The sequence below is a fragment of the Paenibacillus sp. J22R232 genome (genome assembly GCF_056269165.1).
Genome location: NZ_JBWDNK010000003.1, coordinates 1 through 18,234 on the forward strand (window position 1 = coordinate 1; position 18,234 = coordinate 18,234).

The following is an 18,234-nucleotide window of genomic DNA, read 5'->3' on the forward strand; positions in this document are numbered from 1 at the left end:
TATTTCTCGGAATGAAACGCGCTGCGCCGCCAAGGGACGGCGACAGCCGTTTCACCTTGAAATATAGGAAAGGATATGATTTCGCCATCCATTCTCTATATTTCTCGGAATAAAACGCGCTGCGCCGCCAAGGGACGGCGACAGCCGTTTCACCTTGAAATATAGGAAAGGATATGATTTCGCCATCCATTCTCTATATTTCTCGGAATGAAACGCGCTGCGCCGCCATGGGACGGCGACAGCCGTTTCACCTTGGTGAAAACAGAATTCCCATGCTAAAATATAAAGAAGCTATCTATTTAGTAGAAGGAGCATGAACCGAACATGAAACATATAGACAAGCAGAAGCTGCAAGCGGCATTTGCATTATTTCAAGCTCAAGACGTCTATTTGCATAGCGAAGCGACATCATTCGTATTCGTTCGGAATTTCAAAGTGCGGCTGGAAGAGGCCATGATTGCAGGCGATGGCCCTTATCGGGTAGCTCTGCGCTTCGATCAAGCAGGCTGGCTGCGGTCCGAGAGCCTTACCCATTACGAGCTAGCGGCTGACGGAAAGCTTCTGTTAGCCGGATATGACGAAAGAGGCAGAATGAATGTCGCTTTGCAGCTAGGAAAGGAGCCGTTTCCGGAATGAGTAGAATAACCGAGGGAGCAAAACGCAAAATCCTTGCCGTATTCGCCCATCCAGACGATGAGTCGTTTATATGCGGAGGTACCCTGGCGAAGTATGCGGACCTGGGAGCCGAGATTACGCTCGTAAGCGCTACGCGCGGAGAAATGGGGCGGCGTATGGGAAATCCGCCTTATGTCAATCGGGAAACGATGCCGGATGTTCGCGAGAACGAGCTGAGGAAGGCTTGCGAGGAACTAGGGATTCAAGAACTTATCTTTTTGGACATACGTGACAAAATGGTCGAGTTTTACGATTCGGAGCGCTTGATTGAGCGGATCGGCGAGCTTATGGAGGCTAAGCAACCGGATGTCGTCCTGACCTTCCATGAAACGCTGGGCGGCCATCCCGACCATTGTGCGATCGGGAAAGCAACGTCAGATGCATTCCACCGGGCTAAGCAGAAGGGCTCGCTTTTTTACATCACCTTTGGCGATGCAATGGAAGCACCGGAGCTATTCGGCTATACGAAGCAGGATGTCGTGCGAATCGATGTCCGCGGGCATTTGAAGGCCAAGCTTGCCGCTTTCCGGGCACATCGCTGCCAGACGGAGATCGATGAATGGGTGTGGCTGCCTGAACGCGAAGCGCTTGCGAAGCTCGGAGGAAATGAATATTTTTTAGCTGGTAATCGAGGCGATGAGCCGCTCGTTTCCAATGATTTATTCCAAGCTCCGCTGCACCGTTAAAGCGTTAACGCTGCACCGTTAAAGCGTTAACGCTGCTCGTTCAAAGCACTCGTTGCGAGTGTTTGCAGCACGGTATTGTCCATCGGCGGGTTATGCAGGCCAGCCCGCACATCGCGGTAATAGCGCTCAAGAGGCAGGCTTCTGGATAAGCTTGACCCGCCGACGATTCGCATGGCGATATCGACTACCTTAACCGCATGATTGGTAGCTACATATTTGGCTAAGCCTAGCTCTGGCCTTAGATAGGGACGGTTTGCCGGTTCACGGTCCCAGCGTCCGGCTGCTTCGTAAAGAAGGGAACGGGCCGTCCGCAGCTCGATTTCCATCTGGCCGATCGACTGCTGGACGATCGGAAGCTCGGCTATGGGACCTTGCAGGTGGTTAGGCCGGTAGGATTGCGCAAAGGAAATTGCAAAATCCCGCGCGGCAAGCGCAATGCCGACGTAGCAAGCCGGAATATGCAGGAGCCAGCCGCCTCCGTCATCTACCCCTTTGCCTGTAAGCCGATGCTCGTCCGCGGCGAAAACGTCACTTAACACGACGTCATGGCTGCCTGTGCCGCGCATGCCAAGCGTATCCCAGGTTTCATGAACCGTTACGTTTTCGTTCCTGAAAACGAGAAAATCAGCGGTCGCTTCCTCCTCGGGCATAAAGGCCGATACGACGAAGCGGTCAAGTATCGGCGACAGCGTACTGAACGTTTTGCGTCCGGAGATGAGCCAGCCGCCTTGCGTTCGGATCGCCGTCGTTTCAGGTTTGCCGCCGCGGCTAGGGCTTCCAGACCCGGCTTCGCTGGCGAACGTATTGATCATGGCGCCTTTCGAGACGACGTCCCGGCATAGCTCCGCGAATAGCGGCTCGGGCCATTTCCGCGTCGTTCGTAGATGGAGCATCTGTCCCAGATGCCAGCCAACGGCGAGTGCCGTAGATCCGTCGCCGTAAGCGAGCCGCTCTTGCTGCGTGACGAGCTCGTGCAGCGATAGTTCGTTGCCGCCATGCTCAGCGGGAACCGTGAGCTTCAAATATCCGGCCTCCAGCAGGTCGGCGAAATTGTCATGGGGGAAGCTGCCTGCCCGGTCATGCTTCTCCGCTCTTGCGGCAAAGCAAGCAGCAAGCTCAGCCGTTTTATCGGCCAGATGCTGTTCTTTTTCGCTTCGTATGTATTGGTCGATTAATCGTCCCATCTATATGCACTCCTTGTATTTATGATAAATGCTTATTTTAAAATATAGGAAAGGTTATGATTTCGCCAACCTTTCTCTATATTTCTCGGAATGAAACGCGGCGCGCCGCCAAAGGAAGGCGACAGCCGTTTCACCTTGAAATATAGGAAAGGTTATGATTTCGCCAACCTTTCTCTATATTTCTCGGAATGAAACGCACCGCGCCGCCAAAGGAAGGCGACAGCCGTTTCGCCTTGAAATATAGGAAAGGATATGATTTCGCCAACCTTTCTCTATATTTCTCGGAATGAAACGCACCGCGCCGCCAAAGGACAGCGACAGCCGTTTCACCTTGAAATATAGGAAAGGTTATGATTTCGCCAACCTTTCTCTATATTTCTCGGAATGAAACGCGCCGCGCCGCCAAAGGAAGGCGACAGCCGTTTCACCTTGTAGGAATAGAAGTTAGTGCGCGGATAGGAATAATATTACCATAGCTCCAGAGGTTGAAGGTAATCAACGTTTTGGGAAGACAGCATGATTCTAAGACATAGGAGAGAAGAGCCGTGAAAAGCCTAGCAAGCTATTATTTTCTACTCTATCTGGCCGTATCGGTCGTGATGCCTTATACGAGTCTCTTCTTCAGCGAAAAGGGATTTAGCAATACTGTCGTTGGGCTCATCTTATCGTTATGGGCGTTGATTAGCGTAGTATCGCAGCCGATCATGGGCATGCTAAATGACCGGCTCAGCAATCCGCGGCAAATTCTGCTCGTGTCAGCGATTGCGGCGCCGCTCATCGGAATAGGCTTTCTCTACTTTGATAGTCTCGGCGCCATTATCGCCATCTCTGTATTTTTCGTTTGGTTCCAATCCTCCATGGGTCCGCTCAGCGATGCGATAGCGGTGGATATCGGGAATAGAGAAGGCTTTTCTTTCGGCAGCGTACGGCTTTGGGGTGCGCTCAGCTATGCGATTGGCGCCTTTGTAACAGGCTTTTTATATGAGAGATATGGTTACGAGCATATTTTCTGGTATTACCTAGGAGTGAATGCCGTGCTGACGCTATTCATATTCCTGCTTCCGAAAGCGAAGCCCGTCTTCAAGAAGGCGACCATTCTTGAACAAATTAGCGAGGTCAGCCGAAACAAGCCGTTTATTATTTTTGTCGGAATCAGCATGCTGGCGTTTATGTCGGTATCGATCAATTTCTCGTTTCTACCGATTTATTTCAAGGAGCTTGGTTTTGATAAAAGCTTGCTCGGCAGCGCTTTTGCGGTAGCGGCGATTATCGAGGTTCCGATGTTCTGGGTTTCGGCCAGGCTGAGCAGAAAAATAGGGCATTACCAGGTACTGTGCATTGCCGCAGCCATCTATGCTCTCAAATATTTGATGCTGTTTGCATTTGCGGATGTTTATTTAACGCTCGTATTGCAGCTTTTGGACGGTATAGCGTTTGCCTTTGTGGCGGGGACGGCAGTCGAAGTGGTGGAGAGCTATTCCAGCGAGCGAACTAGAGCAACGTTGCAAACCGTATTTGCGGCGATTACATGGGGACTAGGCGGCATTGTCGGCAATGCAGCCGGGGGAGTTATGGTGGATCATCTAGGCGTGCAATCCTTGTATCTTATCCTCGGCATATTTTGCGCGACAGCTTCCATTCTCTATGCCGTAACGAGAAAATTTGCGCAAGGGAACAAGGGCTTAACATAACGAAAAATTCTTTCAAGAAAAAGGGCTTTTCAATAGGGAGATAAGGTATCGGCTAATCCCCTAAAAAAGAAAAAACAACCTTCGACGCCACGTTAAAGTGGAGCTGAAGGTTGTTTTTTTTATCCCAAAGTACGTATGACGAAGGAGCTTGAATTTCAAAGCGCTGCTTCTGAAGCAGCGCTTGATGGTGCTTTTAGAACATGGGGAAGACGTAACGTACAAGGAAATACAATGCTCCGAAAAAAATAATGATATAAGCCGCGTATTTAATGAACGTTGACGCGACCAGGCTGGAGTCGGATTTTTTCTCCACATGACGTTCTTCAATCTCCACATTGCGATGTCCCGTTGCCATTTGAACCACTCCTTTAGTGATCTGGATAGTCTCAAATACCCACGCGAGTCGCTCGTGAATCAGCAGGGATTGCCATATTCCGATCATTTCTTGGGAAATAATCGAGAATCAGCTTTTTGGAACAAAAGGTTCTCATCGGTGCATGGCTGCATATAGTAGTTAACGAAGCCCTATTGCTGCAAGTCTGCACGTAGCTTTGCAAAATCATAGAATAGGGCAGCAGGAGGCCAATAAGTTGATTGAGGAATGGAATCGGTTGAGCGGCAGAGGCGTGGCAAATGTGAAAAACGGCGATGTATACTATGAAATTGAGCAGACGATCGAGGAGATTGAAACCTATTTGGAAGCGAACCCGGAGGATGAGATTGCATGGGTGCAGTACAAGCAATTTCTGAACAAGCGGGCAAATTACAATCTGCTGCTGGCAGAGGCATATGGGGAGTTTACTCATCTGATGATGCAGGCGTAATCCAATAGATCAAAGATGGCGAGTTTAAGGACAGGCATCGTTACGCGATGGATCGCAATGAGCGTGTATGCGGTGACCGAATGTTTACGGTATCTTGAATTGGTCTAAGAAATGCTAGAGCGCAGGCTGCTGCGCTCTGGCATTTTTTTATGAGCGGGTCGCAAATTGGGCACGCATGCGCTGAAAATAGGCACAGCCTGCGAATAGTTTAAACAAAGAAAAATAGTTTCAACATGGGGGAAACAGCATGAAAAAAAAACCTGGATTATCAAAGAAAAGAAAGACGATAAAAATGTTAATCATCATAGCAGTCGCTTTAATGCTCATTATGATGCTGGGCGGCTGGACCACCTTTCGGCTAATGATTGACGCACAGGACATCGAGCGGCTCGATGTGCCGCTGCCAGCTGCGACTGTCGTATACGACAAGGACGGCAAAGAAGCAACACGCATCGCATTCAACAAAATTGAGGAAATGAATTATTCGGATATTCCAGCACATATGGTCGATGCCGTTGTGGCGGTGGAGGACAAACGGTTTTTCAAGCATGAAGGCATGGATGTACGCGCCATTAGCCGAGCTGTCGTAACCAACTTTTCATCGGGAGGAACCGTTCAAGGGGGGAGCACGATTACGCAGCAGCTAGCCAAAAATGTCTTCCTGTCGCAGGAGCGGACTTGGTCGAGAAAATGGAACGAGCTGCTGCTGGCCCAGAAGATTGAGGAGCATTACAGCAAGGAACAGATTATGGAGATGTATCTGAACCAAATCTATTACGGAGAAGGCGCATGGGGAATTAACCGAGCCGCAAGCACGTATTTCGGCAAGGAGGCCGAGCAGCTGACCGTAGCTGAGGCAGCCTTGCTGGCTGGAATCATTAAGGCGCCATCCGCACTCACCCCTTATAAGCATAAAGAGAAGGCGCAGGAGAGGCGTAATGTTGTGCTTCAGCTGATGAAGGAGCAGGGACGGATTAGCGAAGCGATATACAGAGATGCTTTGGAAGAGCCGATTGTCCTATTGAGCGCGAAGCCTAACCGGGTCGATGACATTCATTATCCGTATTATGTCGATCAAATTATACGCGAAGCGATGGCCGAGTATGGCCTATCCGAAAATGAGGTGCTTCAGGGAGGTCTGCGCATATATACGGAACTGAATACGGACATGCAGCAAGCAGTGGAGAAGGTTTACGCGAACAAGGCATTATTTCCCGAGAGCGCCCAGGACCAGTTGATTCAAAGCGGCGCTGTTCTTGTAGATCCGCGCAACGGCGGTATTCGCGCGCTTGTTGGCGGGAGAGGCGAGCAGCCCTTCCGCGGCTTTAACAGAGCAACGCAATTGAAACGCCAGCCGGGCTCTACGATTAAGCCGGCAGTCGTCTATACGCCGGCATTGGAGCTTGGATACATGCCAGGTGATGAGCTGGTGGACGAGCCAGTCAACATTAACGGTTATGAGCCACGGAATGCAGACGGATCCTTCCATGGGAAGGTATCGCTATACGAAGCGCTGATTCATTCGTATAATATTCCGGCCGTGAAGCTATTGAATGAAATGGGAATCCAAAAGGGAATGGATGCCGCAGACAGGTTCGGCATTCCGTTATCAAAGGAAGACCAAACATTGGGGCTTGCGCTTGGCGGCCTTCACGAAGGCGTTGCGCCGATCCATATGGCTGAGGCATTCGGCGTGTTCGCCAATGACGGCGTAAGGATCAAGGCGCATGCGATAACGCGTATCGAATCCGCAGAGGGCGAGGTGTTAGCTTTATTCGAGCAGGACAAGAGCAGCACGAAGGTGACAGAACCAGCCGTTGCCCGCATGATGACCGCAATGCTGAAGGGCGTTATAGAGGATGGGACGGGTACTGCGGCAGCGGTAGAAGGCCGCATGCTGGCAGGCAAATCCGGAACGACCCAAATGCCCGGGACTGAGGGCTACGGCGCGAAGGACAACTGGTTCGTTGGCTATGCGCCTCAGCTGGTTGGTGCGGTGTGGCTAGGCTACGATCAAACCGACAGCAGCCATTATTTGTCCACAAGCTCGAAAGCGGCAGCAGCCGTATTCCAAGCGCTGTTCACGGCAGCGTTGAAGAATGAGCCGGTTCTATCTTTCCCGGACACTCCTGAGCTTAAATTGAATAAGAAAAAAGAAAACAATATGGATAAAGAAAACGATAAGGCTGATGACGATAATAAGAAAGAAAAGGAAAAGCGTGAAAAGGAAAAAAAGAACGAGAAGTCGAAAAAAGAGCGTGAAAAGGATGAGAAGAAGGGCCGGGAAAGAAGGGAGAACAAAGAGAGAGACAGGCATGGCGATCAGAAGGATAGGGATAGAGGCAGGGATAAGGACTAAATAGGTAAAAGTGTAACGTCATAGTTCCATAGATAGAGAAGAACGGCCTCCACGCGCAGCGCATCTGGAGACCGTTCTTTTGGCTTGTGCGGTTTTTCCTAGATCCCTGCCTGTTATTTTCCTTTGGCTACAAAAAATCCGATCAGGATAATAGCAAGCCCCGCCCATGTTCGCCATGAAGGCGTTTCCCTCATAAAAATAAAGCCCATAAGCAACGATACAAACAGCTCTATTCCTTTGGAGGCAAGCAGCACGTAGCCTAAGCTTCCTATCGCTTTATATCCCCATTTGATGCCATAGCCAATACAAAGATTAGCGATGAGGAACAACGGTAAAGCCAGCAGTTGAAATTTGAGGGTTGTCCAGAAATGGGGATCAATGTGCTTGTTCTGATACGAATATACCGCGTTGACGACAAGCAATCCCGTAAGCAGCAGCGCTGAGCTGTACATGTAATGCAAGCAGGGCCTCCTACGGTTTTTGTCCTATGCAAATAATGTTTCCATGCAGCAACATATTTATGAATAAGCAAAAAAATAAAAACCAAAACGGGATTATGTCGAATGGTGGCGAAGGGAACCGGAGGAAAAAGGCATCGTAGTTAAAAAGAACCATTTTTATCCAGATGCTTGTATTGATAATGATAATCATTTACGATATCAAATGAAGTCAATGCCACAGCACACAACCGTTCGAACAGGGAGGTAATTTTATCGTTAACCCGTCGCAAACGAGCGATGATGCAATCAAGCTATCGATACATGAACAAGCGCATTCCGATGCGAAGCGATTCGCCGAAGAAGCTACTATAACGAATGTCCTAAACTGCTATTTGCGAGAGACGGGCATTGATCATTGCATCAGTCCTCTCCTAGCTGTCGAGCTTCCCGTAAAAAGGAACCGATTCGAATCGATCCATTATTTACACATTCATCTGTGCCGCCAGCAAGTTGACGTGTATGCCGCGGTCCAATACGTATCCGCTACCGGAAAGCATCGCTATGAGTTTCCTCTGTACTACCGCAACTCTCCGCAAGGGACGATGCTAGAGGCTGATTATTTGACATTAACGGCATTGCTGGTGAAGGAGCTATCCATCATTTATGAGAATGGCCAATTCGCCGGGGAATTCGTTTACCGGGTTATCCAGAGCTGCCATCATATCCAATCATTCATCGAAGCAAGGTCAGACGATTACGACAGCCTTTACGGGACATCGTTCTCTTTCATCGACGCCGAACAATCATTGATTTTTGGCCACTCGATGCATCCGACTCCCAAAAGCAGGCAAGGCATTCCCGATACAAGAAAAATGGAGTATTCCCCTGAGCTGAAGGGAAAGCTGCGCATGCATTATTTTGCGGCTAGAATCGAGATCGTCAAGGAAGGCTCGAGCTTAGAGCAATCCGCAACGGCTTGGATCAAGACGCATCTATCCGAGCAGGAGCAATTGAAGTCCCACCCGATCCAAAACTATATCCGCTCCAACGAGTGGTCAATCCTCCCCGTGCATCCCTTGCAAGCGGAACATATGCTGAACGCGCCGGAGGTCATTGGCTGGCTGGATTCCGGCATGCTGCTCAATCTGGGGCAGCTAGGCGAGGAATATTATGCTACTTCTTCCATACGCACGCTCTATCATTCGAGAGCCCCTTTCATGATAAAAGTGTCTGCCCCCATTAAAGTAACGAATTCGCTTCGCATCAACAAAACAAGGGAGCTTGGCTGCGGCGGGGAAGTCATGAGGCTCTTTGGCACCGCGGTAGGGGATGTGAGCAGGCATTACCCTGGTTTTACGATCGTTCATGATCCCGCATTTATTACGCTTCAGTCACAATTGACAGAAGAATCGGGCTTTGAGGTCGTGCTTCGCATGAACCCATTCATGAACAAGCAAGCGGAGCAAGCCACGTTAACCGCTGCGCTTGTGCAGCAGGCCATACCTGGCAGCAGATCACGTTTGGCGAATATCATCGAAGCAATCGCGCAGCGTGAAGGAAGATCGGCTGCCGAGGTAAGCAAGGACTGGTTCAAACGCTATTTGAAGCTTTCCCTTTGCCCGATGCTGTGGCTGTACATGAAATATGGAGTGGCGCTTGAAGCCCATCAGCAGAATAGCGTGATCCGGCTAGTGGACGGTTATCCCGTCCACTATTATTACCGAGACAATCAAGGCTATTATTTCTGCGAATCATTGAGAGCGGTGCTAGAGCAGGCTTTGCCGGGAATCGGGGTTGCGACAGGCAATTTCTACGAAGATCAAGTCGTCGATGAAAGATTTTGTTATTACGTCATCATTAATCATATGTTTGGCTTGATACAGGGCTTTGGCTCAGAAGGCTTGATCGCGGAAAGCGAGCTTCTAAAAGAGCTGGTCACCGTGCTCGTTGACTATCTGCCGCTCAGCCGTGACAGTTCCGCTTTGTTCGAGATGCTGCTGGAGAAAGATAAACTGCCCTGCAAAGCGAATCTGCTGACTCGATTCCATGACGTAGATGAGCTTGCTGGGAGTCATGAGACCCCTGCTATCTATGTGCAAATGGATAATCCCGTCTATCGTACCGTTCAGGACTCAAGGCTTAAAGCCTCACGAAAACTGACTGCGGCGTTTTGATCCAATAGGCAAGCAAAGGAGGGAGCAATTTTGCTTTGGCAAGCGTATCAGGTTAGCGAGGCAATCGCTTCGCCTATATACAAACAGGTTAGCGAAAGAATCGTTAGGCAGCTGCTGGAATCGCTGCTCTATGAGCAGATTGTTGTGCCTCGCCAGGAGAAAGACGGGGAGAAGCTCGTTTTTAGAATCGATGGCAAGGATGCATCCGGAAAAACGGTGACCTACAGCTGCACAGGCAGAAGGGCCTATACGTTCGGAAGAATCAGACTTGAGCGGGATTCTGTCATTCGGACAATGGACCATACTGTGAATCAGGCTTTGCAGCCGGGACAGGTGATGTTCGAGCTTCTTGCAGGCAACGGAGATGGAGACGGCTGCGGAAATCTTCGGGCGATGGCTGATGAGCTTGAACAAACGCGGCTCAAGGACGTTCTCGCGCAATACGAGCGAGCGATGCGCTTCCTGCCGTTAAAAGGTTTATCCTTTGATGAGCTGGAGCGGGAAGTGATGGACGGACATCCATACCACCCCTGCTATAAGTCGAGGATGGGCTTTCAATATGAGGATAATTATGCTTTCGGACCAGAGTACAAACAGGAGCTTCGTCCTTTGTGGGTGGCTATCGACAAAACGATTGCCAAATCAGCAATCGTAAGCGGGGCGAGCTTTGAGCAATTGCTTGTTGATGAGCTTGGCGATGAGCAAACGGCTGCGTTCCGCGAGCGGCTGGCGCAGGCCGGTTGCGATCCGCTGCGATACATATGGCTGCCTGTGCATCCCTGGCAATGGAGAAATAAAATTGTCCCTGCTTTCCTTAGTGAACTGCACGATAAACAAATTGTGCTCTTGGGCTGTGGCATGGACACTTACATGGCTCAGCAGTCGATACGGACGCTATCCAACGCATCCCATCCCCAAAAGGCCAGCGTGAAACTGTCCTTGCACATCCGAAACACGTCATCCGTTCGCTCGCTTACCCCTCATTCAGTCGTCAGCGCGCCGGCTGTTTCGGAATGGTTGAGCAGAATTGCCCAGGCAGACAATTATTTGAAAAACGTGGCACGCGTCATTATTTTGAAGGAGTTTGCAGGCGTGACCTTTCAAGCTGAAGCAGTGGCGGAAAGCAGAGATCCAAGGGAGATTGAACGTTACGGAGCACTGGGAGCGATTTGGCGAGAGAGCGTGCATAAGTATTTGGCAGCCGATGAGCAAGCCGTTCCATTCCACGCCCTGTATGCGCTTGAATCTGACGGGACGCCGTTTATCGATCCGTGGATACAACGAATCGGCATGACGGCATGGCTGGAGAGGCTGCTTGAAGCCGCGATGCTGCCTGTCGTTCATTTGCTCGTTATGCACGGAATAGCACTGGAATCGCATGCGCAGAACATGATTCTCGTGCACCATAACGGCATGCCTGCCAGAGTGGCGCTCAAGGATTTCCATGAAGGCGTCGAATATTGCGAGGCTGGAATAAGCACAGCCGTTCCGCCGCCTTTGTTCAGGGATATCCATCCCGTCTATGCCCAAGGAAAGCTTGATGATTATTACGAGATGAAGGAATGCTCATCGCTCGTCGCGATGACGCTGGATGCTTTGTTCATGATTAATTTAGGCGAGCTGGCACTCATGCTTCATGATCGGTACTGCTACAGGGAGGAAGATTTCTGGAAGCTTGCCGTCAAGGTGCTCTCCGCGCACCAGAAGCAATATCAAGGCCATTGCGAGCGCTTCAAGCAATTTGACCTTTACGTGCCAAGCTGTCCCGTTGAGCAGCTCGCGAACAGCAGGCTGCAATCGGAAGGAACCGAATTTTGCCATATGGTTGAGAATCCGTTGCATTCGGCGATGGAAGAATGGGTACGCGAAGAGCGGATGGCGCTTGGTGAGAAAAGAAATAGAGAGGAGCTGCACAGCTATGCTTCAGGTCAATCGAAATAAAATATCCGTGGCGGAGCATGAACGGAACTGGCATGCTTTTTTGAGATTGCCGCATTTGCAAAAACCGCAGGGGAAGCGTCTCGCCTTATGCATTTCCGATGCCGCTCAGCTGATCTCGTTAGTGCTGTATCTAAAGGAACATGGAAGCTCCATCTTGCTCATGCATGGGGGAACGCCGTTTGAAGCAGCACTCACAACGATGGAGGGGGCAGGGTGTGCGGGATTGATCTTTCAGGAGCCGGCAGCCTATTTCGCCAATCATGGACCTGCAGCCGTTATCTCGGACAACGAAGCGAAGGTTTACCAATTCAGCTCGGGGACGACGGGCCATCCGAAGCTCATTGGCCGCAGCTGGCACAAGATACAGGATGAAATCGCGTCTTATAACGAAGCAATCGGGCTAAATGCGGAAACCGCGCCGATCGTATTGACACCAGTCACCCATTCATACGGCTTATTATGCGGCATGCTAGCTTCCCTAGCCAGAGGAGCAGAGCCTATTGTCGTGACGGACGCAAATCCGAAGCTCACGCTAGCACTCATACGCGACTTCCCTGATCATATCGTATACGGCGTTCCGGCCCAGCTGCAAACCATCGCCGCTCTAAGCCATGGGCAGATGAAGCTGAATAAGCTGATGAGCTCGGGGATGCCAATGTCCGTCCGACAATTCGAGCAGCTCGGCCAAACCGGAAGCACGCTGCTGCAGCAATACGGCTGTTCAGAGGCAGGCTGCATCAGCTTGAGTACGGGAATGAGATCTGCGCATGATTTAGGTTTGCCGCTTCGCAAGTGGAAGGTTAGTGCTGCTACAACTAACGGAGAGCCGCTGATGAGGGATACTCCGGCTGAACTCGTTGCCGAATCTGCCGAATTGACGGTGAGAACGGGCGATCTTGGACTTGTGCATGCAGATGGAACGTTGACCTATGTATCGAGGCTTGATGACGTGATCAACGTTGGCGGCCTCAAGGTGTACCCCCTCGAAGTAGAGGCGGTTATCGCTGCAATGCCTGGGATTAGAGAGAATGTCATTTATCGCGGGAACCATCCGGTCGCGGGCGACAAGGTCAGGTGCATGGCAGTCGCCGAGGAGACGGTACGGCCGGAGGCGGTGCGGGAATGGTGCTTGAAGCGGCTTCCTGCCTACAAGGTTCCGCTTGAGATTGCTCTCGTGAGCGAAATCCCGAAAGGTGCTACCGGTAAAATAAGCAGACGGCAATTGGAGCTGGAGGAGGCTGTGCAATGTTGAGGGCAGAGGTCAAACAAAAGCTGGAGCAGCTTCTAATCTATCGTTTGGAATCGGAAACGGCAAGGAAACTCCAGCCCTTGGAAGAGAGCATCCGGTTAAATGAGGATTTATATTTGGATTCGGTCATGATTCTTCAGCTTATTGTTTTTATCGAAGAAGACATGAGGCTTTTTGTGCCGGAGGATGAGGTAGATCCAAGCGTATTTGGGACGGTTGGCTCGTTGCTGGATTTTATCATGAGGCTGGAACCACTCGATTTAAACGTGGCAGGTGATCTTGGACGATGATGAAGCAGCCGCTTGAGGGAGAAGAGTCGATTAAGGTCCATTGCTTAATCAGCTGTCTATGTGAAATTGTGAAACGAAACAGTTCTGTTGACTACAGGCCATTTTATTTTGGAGTATGGGACGGGGACTTTGTCGTAAATGAGAACGAGGAGCTGTCTTATTTCTCGAAGGACATCACGCATGACGCATATTTGGAGTCGTATGCGCAGCTGTTCGGATTGCCCGTAAAGGAGTGGTATGATTTCTCGCGGAGCAAGGCTTGCAATGTCGAGGTGCTGCTTCAGTTGCTGGAGGAGAAGCCGGCGCATCGATCCATTATCGTTCACATTGACATGGCGCTTATGCCAGAGAGGGAAAATAAATTCCATCAGAAGCCGTTTCCGCATTTTCTCATGATCGAGAAAACGGATAATGAGGACGAATGGTTCATGCGCGATCCAGATTTTCGCTGGGAAGGCATCGTGCGCCGCGAGCGCGTGCTTGAGGCGATATGCGGCAATGCATTCGGCGGCGGCTATTATATAGATGCCATCGATATTCAAGAGCCTGCCAGGGAGAAGGTGGAGCAGCTGTTTTTGGCAACCTTCAAAGGAGATCGGAACGAACTGACCGCCCAGATCAGAGGCATTGTTGCTAGGCTGTCGGCGAGCGGCGAAGCAGATCAGCTGCGTCGCCTTACGCCTTCGCTGCGCCAGCTGAAAGTGCTCGCCATAAGAAAATACGGCTATGAGCATGCTTTTATGTATTTGATGCCGGAGCGGGACCCAAGCGATCCTGTGTTTATTCATTACTGCGACCTGGTCGAGGAGCTGGTGCAGGGCTACACGGCGGTGCAGTATCTCGCCATTAAGCTGGCCACGACGCATCGGATGGAGCTGCTGGAAACGATTAACACGCATTTGGATCGCCTTGACGGCGTTGAAAAACAGATCAAACAGGGACTTGAGCAGTATTTCCTCCGTTGGCGCGAGCAGGCAGCAGTCGAAGCAGGAGGTCGGACATGAAAATCGCATTATGTACGATCTCGTTCCGCCATCAGCTTATATCTATGAAGGAATTGATTGCATTCGCGGCCGCGCACGGATTTAACGGCATCGAGCTATGGGGTACGCATGCCCGCAGCCTATATGAGGCAAAGGGCAGCTATGGCCGAATGGAAGATCCGAGAGCGCAGCTCATAAATAACGGGCTGGAAGTATCGATGCTGAGCGATTACTTGAATATTGCTCTTGATGTAGACTATTCCCGGATCGAGAAGCAGACCAAGCAAGTGATTACGCTCGCTGATTGGTTCAACGTGAGCCGTATCCGCACGTTTGCAGGCGAACGTCCAAGCGGCGAAGCAGGAATGGCGGAATGGGCGCAATATCTCGATCGGCTGCGGTATATTGGCGATTTATGCGCAAGAGCGGGCAAAAAGCTGCTGCTAGAAACCCATCCGAACACGCTAGCCGACCGGTTGGACAGCACGCTGCGCTTAATGGAGGAGCTTGACCATCCTGCTATCGGACTTAATCTGGACGTATTCCATTTATGGGAGTCGGGAGCGGACCCGCTTGAATCGCTATCACAGCTTAATCCATGGGTCGACTATTATCACTTGAAAAATAGTGCTTCCCTTCAGCAAGCCAAGCTGTTTGAGCCGCATAACGTGTACTCGCCAAGCGGAGACCGCAGAGGGATGGTTCCGCTGTGCGAGGGTGCCATCGATTACCGGCCGGTGCTGGAGCAAATAAAAAGGGATGCAGCTGGCGCGCAAGCGGGACGTTTCGCCTCGCTCGAGTGGTTCGGTGCGAACAGCCAAGAAGTATTGGCCCAAGATATCGCGTTTATTCGCAAAGCGCATGCCGCGCAGCCGATCGGATAATCTCCCAATAAGGTGAACGATCCGGCTGTATGGAAGTAACAGCCCAAGAAGAAGCAAGCTCCGGAGGGACTTGCTTCTTTGGCGTGTCCAATAGACATCAAGTAGCGTTTTAATGGCAATTCGTATATGCTAGATTGATATAAAGGAGCTGATACAATGATCCTGGAGGCTGCAGTGCTGCAGGTCAAAGAGGGCCATGCGGAAGCGTTCGAGCGCGATTTCAAGCTCGCTTCGGCTATTATTTCGAGTATGAAGGGCTATCAGGGGCATGAGCTTCAGAAATGTATAGAAATGAGCCATAAATACCTATTGCTCGTAAGATGGGAAACGCTCGAGGACCACACAGAGGGCTTTCGCCAATCGGAGGAATATTTGACCTGGAAGAAATACTTGCATCATTACTACGATCCTTTCCCGACCGTAGAGCATTTCGCCAATGTGGCCATCAGCTAAAACCGTTTTATTGAAGCTTCACTGAAAATAGATATAGAGGGTGAGCAGCATTCAAGATTTTATACCGTTGCATCTTAGCTTCGACGGAGCAGGCCAAGAGGTTGAAGTACTAGATGTCATTCAGCTTGATACGGATATCTATCGGATAGAAGAAAATCCTGTTTTTACGGAAAATGTAGCATTTGGGGATGTCATTCGCGTAAAAACGCTAGAGGATGTATCCATTTATATCGAAACCATTGAAAAATCCACGTTTACGCGCCATAATTGGCTGCTCAGCAAAGAGGTCATCTATTCGCTTGAGCTAAAGGTGCTCAAAAACAAAATACGTGATTGGCAAGGCAAATCCCAGCAAGTGTTCGGCGGCATCTTCATCGTGAATTTGCCTGCGCATACTGAAGTGGATATTAACGAAGAGGTTCAGAAGGTGATTCGAACGGTTCAAAAATAAACAGCTGCGCGGCAGCCGGGGAGGAAATAAGATGGAGCTTGGGCTTAAAGGAAAGGTTGCTGTAATAACAGGCGGGAGCAAAGGCATCGGCTTTGCTACGGCGCTGCTGCTGGCTTCCGAGGGTGCTGAGGTTGTGATTGTCGCAAGGGAAGAGGACTCGCTTCGCAGAGCCGCCGAGCAGATTAACGAACAGACGGGCAAAGAAGTACTCGCGATTAGCGCGGATGTCTCGAAGACAGGCGAGGCGGCTCGCGTGATCGAGGAAACCGTTGCTAGATTTGGCGGCGTACATATTCTTGTGAACAATGCGGGAACATCGGCAGCTAAGCCGTTCGAGCAGGTAGACGAAGAAGCCTGGACAGCGGATCTGGATTTAAAGCTGCTCGGCGCCGTTCAATTCTCACAGTCAGCACTGCCTTATATGCGTCAAGCAGGAGGAGGAGCGATCGTCAACGTTACCGCGATTGGCGGCAAAACGCCTGGAGCCTCCTCTTTGCCGACCTCTGTCAGCCGCGCAGCTGGACTAGCGCTTACGAAGGCGATGAGCAAGGATCTAGCCGGAGCTGGTATACGCGTCAATGCCGTCTGCATCGGACTCATTCGAAGCGCGCAGATTGAGCGCATGTGGCAAGCCAAGGCACCCGAGCTAAGCTGGGAAGCGTTCGCCGCAGATCCGCGCCACGGCATACCGCTCGGACGAATAGGGAAAGCGCAGGAAGCGGCTAACGTCATCGGCTTCCTTGTATCGGACGCCGCTTCTTTTGTAACGGGAACCTCGGTAAATATTGACGGAGGCATATCTGCGGTCCTATAAGAACGACAAAGTGAAAAATGCTCTTAACGGGCCGCCTTATCGCTAAGCGGACGTTAAGAGCTTTTTTAGATTCGTGATCTTTATTTCTTTTGTTGGATACGTTGGTTAAACCGGTCAACGCGTCCGCCTTTGTCCGTATTGCGCTGTTTGCCCGTATAGAACGGATGCGAGGCTGAGCTTGTATCTACACGGATAACCGGGTAGCTGTTGCCGTCTTCCCATTCCATTTTTTCATTCGACGATTTGGTCGAGCCCGTCAACATTTTGAATCCGCTGCTCACGTCAAAAAACAAAACCTGATGGTATGCGGGATGTATGCCTTGCTTCATTATATTCACCTGTCCTTTATTAGTAATATTTACGAAAAACTATAGTTGTATCATAGACGATAAACGTTTGGCATGTCAAGGAGCGTGCAGCAGCACCCATTAAAATATGGTATTTGCTAATTTTGCAAAAGTATACTACCATTAAATTATAATCATTCTAAAAGTAAGCCTTTTCATTGGAAAAGATCAATGATGACAAGGTTTTGAATATGAGGAGGTATCTCTGCATGTTAAACATAACCGCAGAAATGGACCGAATAAACCGGCATTTGATGGCAAATGGATATAAGCTTACGACTCAGCGTGAAATTATATTGCGAGTACTGCTCGAGAACGAAATGGACCACTTGAGCGCGGAAGGCGTCTTCATGCTCGTCAAGCAGAAATATTCCGAGATCGGGCTTGCAACGGTCTATCGCACGCTTGAGCTGCTCGCGGAGCTCCATGTCGTGGAGAAGATGAATTTCGGCGACGGTGTAGCTCGCTATGATCTTCGCGAGGAAGGGCATGAACATATGCATCACCATCTCATCTGCGACGAGTGCGGCTCGCTCACCGAAATCAAAGAGGACTGGCTCTGCGAGATCGAGCAGCGCATTGAACGCGAATTCGGATTTAAGGTGACGGACCACCGGCTGGATTTCACGGGAACGTATAAGTCCTGCAGCAAAGGCGGCTGCAAGCGAGGCCGGAAAGCCGTATCGTAAGTTCATCTGAAAGCAAGGACGCTTGCTTCGACGGTTAGTTTAAGCTCCCGAAAGCAAACATTGCGAAGCCCTATCGGGCTACCAATGCAGCTTGAGGGGG

Annotated in this window: 20 protein-coding genes; 15 read left to right on the forward strand and 5 right to left on the reverse strand. The window is 50.4% G+C overall.

What is annotated here, in order from left to right; translation table 11 throughout:
• Nucleotides 1–190 (reverse strand): hypothetical protein (locus AC0YN3_RS11010; RefSeq protein WP_475775128.1); only part of this gene is annotated, 190 nt, incomplete at its 3' end.
• Nucleotides 191–324: 134 nt separating this feature from the next.
• Between AC0YN3_RS11010 and AC0YN3_RS11015 the strand changes: the two genes are divergently transcribed.
• Together AC0YN3_RS11015 and AC0YN3_RS11020 are read left to right on the forward strand one after the other, a co-directional pair.
• Nucleotides 325–636, forward strand: coding sequence for a DUF1806 family protein (locus AC0YN3_RS11015; RefSeq protein ID WP_475775129.1), 312 nt, complete (start codon nucleotides 325–327; stop codon nucleotides 634–636).
• Complete coding sequence (locus tag AC0YN3_RS11020) at nucleotides 633–1,361, forward strand: PIG-L family deacetylase (RefSeq protein ID WP_475775130.1); 729 nt, start codon at nucleotides 633–635, stop codon at nucleotides 1,359–1,361. The genes AC0YN3_RS11015 and AC0YN3_RS11020 overlap by 4 nt, the downstream gene beginning before the upstream one ends.
• A gap of 26 nt (nucleotides 1,362–1,387) precedes the next feature.
• Here AC0YN3_RS11020 and AC0YN3_RS11025 read toward each other — a convergent pair whose 3' ends face one another.
• Nucleotides 1,388–2,545, reverse strand: a complete 1,158-nt coding sequence (locus AC0YN3_RS11025) for an acyl-CoA dehydrogenase family protein (RefSeq protein WP_475775131.1) — start codon at nucleotides 2,543–2,545, stop codon at nucleotides 1,388–1,390.
• A 545-nt stretch (nucleotides 2,546–3,090) separates the two neighbouring features.
• Between AC0YN3_RS11025 and AC0YN3_RS11030 the strand changes: the two genes are divergently transcribed.
• Nucleotides 3,091–4,236, forward strand: coding sequence for an MFS transporter (locus AC0YN3_RS11030; protein WP_475775132.1), 1,146 nt, complete (start codon nucleotides 3,091–3,093; stop codon nucleotides 4,234–4,236).
• Between the two features lie 193 nt (nucleotides 4,237–4,429).
• Here the strand turns inward: AC0YN3_RS11030 and AC0YN3_RS11035 are convergent, their stop codons facing one another.
• The gene (locus AC0YN3_RS11035; protein ID WP_183569095.1) at nucleotides 4,430–4,591 is read right to left on the reverse strand and encodes a hypothetical protein; all 162 of its coding nucleotides are present in this window, start codon (nucleotides 4,589–4,591) and stop codon (nucleotides 4,430–4,432) included.
• A 235-nt stretch (nucleotides 4,592–4,826) separates the two neighbouring features.
• On the opposite strand from AC0YN3_RS11035, the gene AC0YN3_RS11040 reads away from it, so the two are divergent.
• Nucleotides 4,827–5,060, forward strand: a complete 234-nt coding sequence (locus tag AC0YN3_RS11040) for a hypothetical protein (protein ID WP_475775133.1) — start codon at nucleotides 4,827–4,829, stop codon at nucleotides 5,058–5,060.
• A 247-nt stretch (nucleotides 5,061–5,307) separates the two neighbouring features.
• Nucleotides 5,308–7,419, forward strand: coding sequence for a transglycosylase domain-containing protein (locus tag AC0YN3_RS11045; protein WP_475775134.1), 2,112 nt, complete (start codon nucleotides 5,308–5,310; stop codon nucleotides 7,417–7,419).
• A 113-nt stretch (nucleotides 7,420–7,532) separates the two neighbouring features.
• On the opposite strand, the gene AC0YN3_RS11050 is transcribed toward AC0YN3_RS11045, so the two are convergent.
• Nucleotides 7,533–7,871: a hypothetical protein gene (locus tag AC0YN3_RS11050; RefSeq protein ID WP_475775614.1), complete on the reverse strand. Its 339-nt coding sequence runs from the start codon at nucleotides 7,869–7,871 to the stop codon at nucleotides 7,533–7,535.
• A 305-nt stretch (nucleotides 7,872–8,176) separates the two neighbouring features.
• On the opposite strand from AC0YN3_RS11050, the gene AC0YN3_RS11055 reads away from it, so the two are divergent.
• From AC0YN3_RS11055 to AC0YN3_RS11095, 9 genes are all read left to right on the forward strand, one after another.
• Nucleotides 8,177–10,033, forward strand: coding sequence for an IucA/IucC family protein (locus tag AC0YN3_RS11055; protein WP_475775615.1), 1,857 nt, complete (start codon nucleotides 8,177–8,179; stop codon nucleotides 10,031–10,033).
• A gap of 30 nt (nucleotides 10,034–10,063) precedes the next feature.
• Nucleotides 10,064–11,974: an IucA/IucC family protein gene (locus AC0YN3_RS11060; RefSeq protein WP_475775135.1), complete on the forward strand. Its 1,911-nt coding sequence runs from the start codon at nucleotides 10,064–10,066 to the stop codon at nucleotides 11,972–11,974.
• Complete coding sequence (locus AC0YN3_RS11065) at nucleotides 11,952–13,226, forward strand: AMP-binding protein (protein ID WP_475775136.1); 1,275 nt, start codon at nucleotides 11,952–11,954, stop codon at nucleotides 13,224–13,226. Before AC0YN3_RS11060 ends, AC0YN3_RS11065 begins: the two co-directional genes overlap by 23 nt.
• A complete protein-coding gene (locus AC0YN3_RS11070) occupies nucleotides 13,220–13,513 on the forward strand; it encodes an acyl carrier protein (protein ID WP_475775137.1) in 294 nt (97 codons plus the stop codon). Before AC0YN3_RS11065 ends, AC0YN3_RS11070 begins: the two co-directional genes overlap by 7 nt.
• Entirely contained in the window at nucleotides 13,510–14,517 is a 1,008-nt protein-coding gene (locus tag AC0YN3_RS11075; RefSeq protein WP_475775138.1) for a DUF6005 family protein, read from the forward strand. The genes AC0YN3_RS11070 and AC0YN3_RS11075 overlap by 4 nt, the downstream gene beginning before the upstream one ends.
• The gene (locus AC0YN3_RS11080) at nucleotides 14,514–15,380 is read left to right on the forward strand and encodes a sugar phosphate isomerase/epimerase family protein (protein ID WP_475775139.1); all 867 of its coding nucleotides are present in this window, start codon (nucleotides 14,514–14,516) and stop codon (nucleotides 15,378–15,380) included. Before AC0YN3_RS11075 ends, AC0YN3_RS11080 begins: the two co-directional genes overlap by 4 nt.
• 156 nt (nucleotides 15,381–15,536) lie before the next feature.
• The gene (locus AC0YN3_RS11085) at nucleotides 15,537–15,833 is read left to right on the forward strand and encodes an antibiotic biosynthesis monooxygenase family protein (protein ID WP_475775140.1); all 297 of its coding nucleotides are present in this window, start codon (nucleotides 15,537–15,539) and stop codon (nucleotides 15,831–15,833) included.
• A 40-nt stretch (nucleotides 15,834–15,873) separates the two neighbouring features.
• Nucleotides 15,874–16,284 (forward strand): hypothetical protein, encoded by a 411-nt coding sequence (locus AC0YN3_RS11090; protein ID WP_441941460.1) that lies wholly within the window; start codon nucleotides 15,874–15,876, stop codon nucleotides 16,282–16,284.
• A gap of 31 nt (nucleotides 16,285–16,315) precedes the next feature.
• Complete coding sequence (locus AC0YN3_RS11095) at nucleotides 16,316–17,098, forward strand: SDR family NAD(P)-dependent oxidoreductase (RefSeq protein ID WP_475775141.1); 783 nt, start codon at nucleotides 16,316–16,318, stop codon at nucleotides 17,096–17,098.
• An 80-nt stretch (nucleotides 17,099–17,178) separates the two neighbouring features.
• Here AC0YN3_RS11095 and AC0YN3_RS11100 read toward each other — a convergent pair whose 3' ends face one another.
• Nucleotides 17,179–17,427 (reverse strand): type B 50S ribosomal protein L31, encoded by a 249-nt coding sequence (locus AC0YN3_RS11100; protein WP_183569118.1) that lies wholly within the window; start codon nucleotides 17,425–17,427, stop codon nucleotides 17,179–17,181.
• Nucleotides 17,428–17,654: 227 nt separating this feature from the next.
• Here AC0YN3_RS11100 and fur point away from each other — a divergent pair, with 227 nt between their 5' ends.
• The gene (fur, locus tag AC0YN3_RS11105) at nucleotides 17,655–18,134 is read left to right on the forward strand and encodes a ferric iron uptake transcriptional regulator (RefSeq protein ID WP_183569120.1); all 480 of its coding nucleotides are present in this window, start codon (nucleotides 17,655–17,657) and stop codon (nucleotides 18,132–18,134) included.
• Nucleotides 18,135–18,234: the final 100 nt, after the last annotated feature.

What these genes read in the sequence shown, in the direction of transcription:
- AC0YN3_RS11050 (WP_475775614.1), bottom strand. Translation starts at nt 7,871, where the DNA reads ATGTACAGCTCAGCGCTGCTGCTTACGGGATTGCTTGTCGTCAACGCG.
- AC0YN3_RS11035 (WP_183569095.1), bottom strand. Translation starts at nt 4,591, where the DNA reads ATGGCAACGGGACATCGCAATGTGGAGATTGAAGAACGTCATGTGGAG.
- AC0YN3_RS11085 (WP_475775140.1), top strand. Translation starts at nt 15,537, where the DNA reads ATGATCCTGGAGGCTGCAGTGCTGCAGGTCAAAGAGGGCCATGCGGAA.
- AC0YN3_RS11025 (WP_475775131.1), bottom strand. Translation starts at nt 2,545, where the DNA reads ATGGGACGATTAATCGACCAATACATACGAAGCGAAAAAGAACAGCAT.
- AC0YN3_RS11065 (WP_475775136.1), top strand. Translation starts at nt 11,952, where the DNA reads ATGCTTCAGGTCAATCGAAATAAAATATCCGTGGCGGAGCATGAACGG.
- AC0YN3_RS11100 (WP_183569118.1), bottom strand. Translation starts at nt 17,427, where the DNA reads ATGAAGCAAGGCATACATCCCGCATACCATCAGGTTTTGTTTTTTGAC.
- AC0YN3_RS11070 (WP_475775137.1), top strand. Translation starts at nt 13,220, where the DNA reads ATGTTGAGGGCAGAGGTCAAACAAAAGCTGGAGCAGCTTCTAATCTAT.
- AC0YN3_RS11080 (WP_475775139.1), top strand. Translation starts at nt 14,514, where the DNA reads ATGAAAATCGCATTATGTACGATCTCGTTCCGCCATCAGCTTATATCT.
- AC0YN3_RS11075 (WP_475775138.1), top strand. Translation starts at nt 13,510, where the DNA reads ATGATGAAGCAGCCGCTTGAGGGAGAAGAGTCGATTAAGGTCCATTGC.
- AC0YN3_RS11045 (WP_475775134.1), top strand. Translation starts at nt 5,308, where the DNA reads ATGAAAAAAAAACCTGGATTATCAAAGAAAAGAAAGACGATAAAAATG.
- AC0YN3_RS11020 (WP_475775130.1), top strand. Translation starts at nt 633, where the DNA reads ATGAGTAGAATAACCGAGGGAGCAAAACGCAAAATCCTTGCCGTATTC.
- fur (WP_183569120.1), top strand. Translation starts at nt 17,655, where the DNA reads ATGTTAAACATAACCGCAGAAATGGACCGAATAAACCGGCATTTGATG.
- AC0YN3_RS11015 (WP_475775129.1), top strand. Translation starts at nt 325, where the DNA reads ATGAAACATATAGACAAGCAGAAGCTGCAAGCGGCATTTGCATTATTT.
- AC0YN3_RS11095 (WP_475775141.1), top strand. Translation starts at nt 16,316, where the DNA reads ATGGAGCTTGGGCTTAAAGGAAAGGTTGCTGTAATAACAGGCGGGAGC.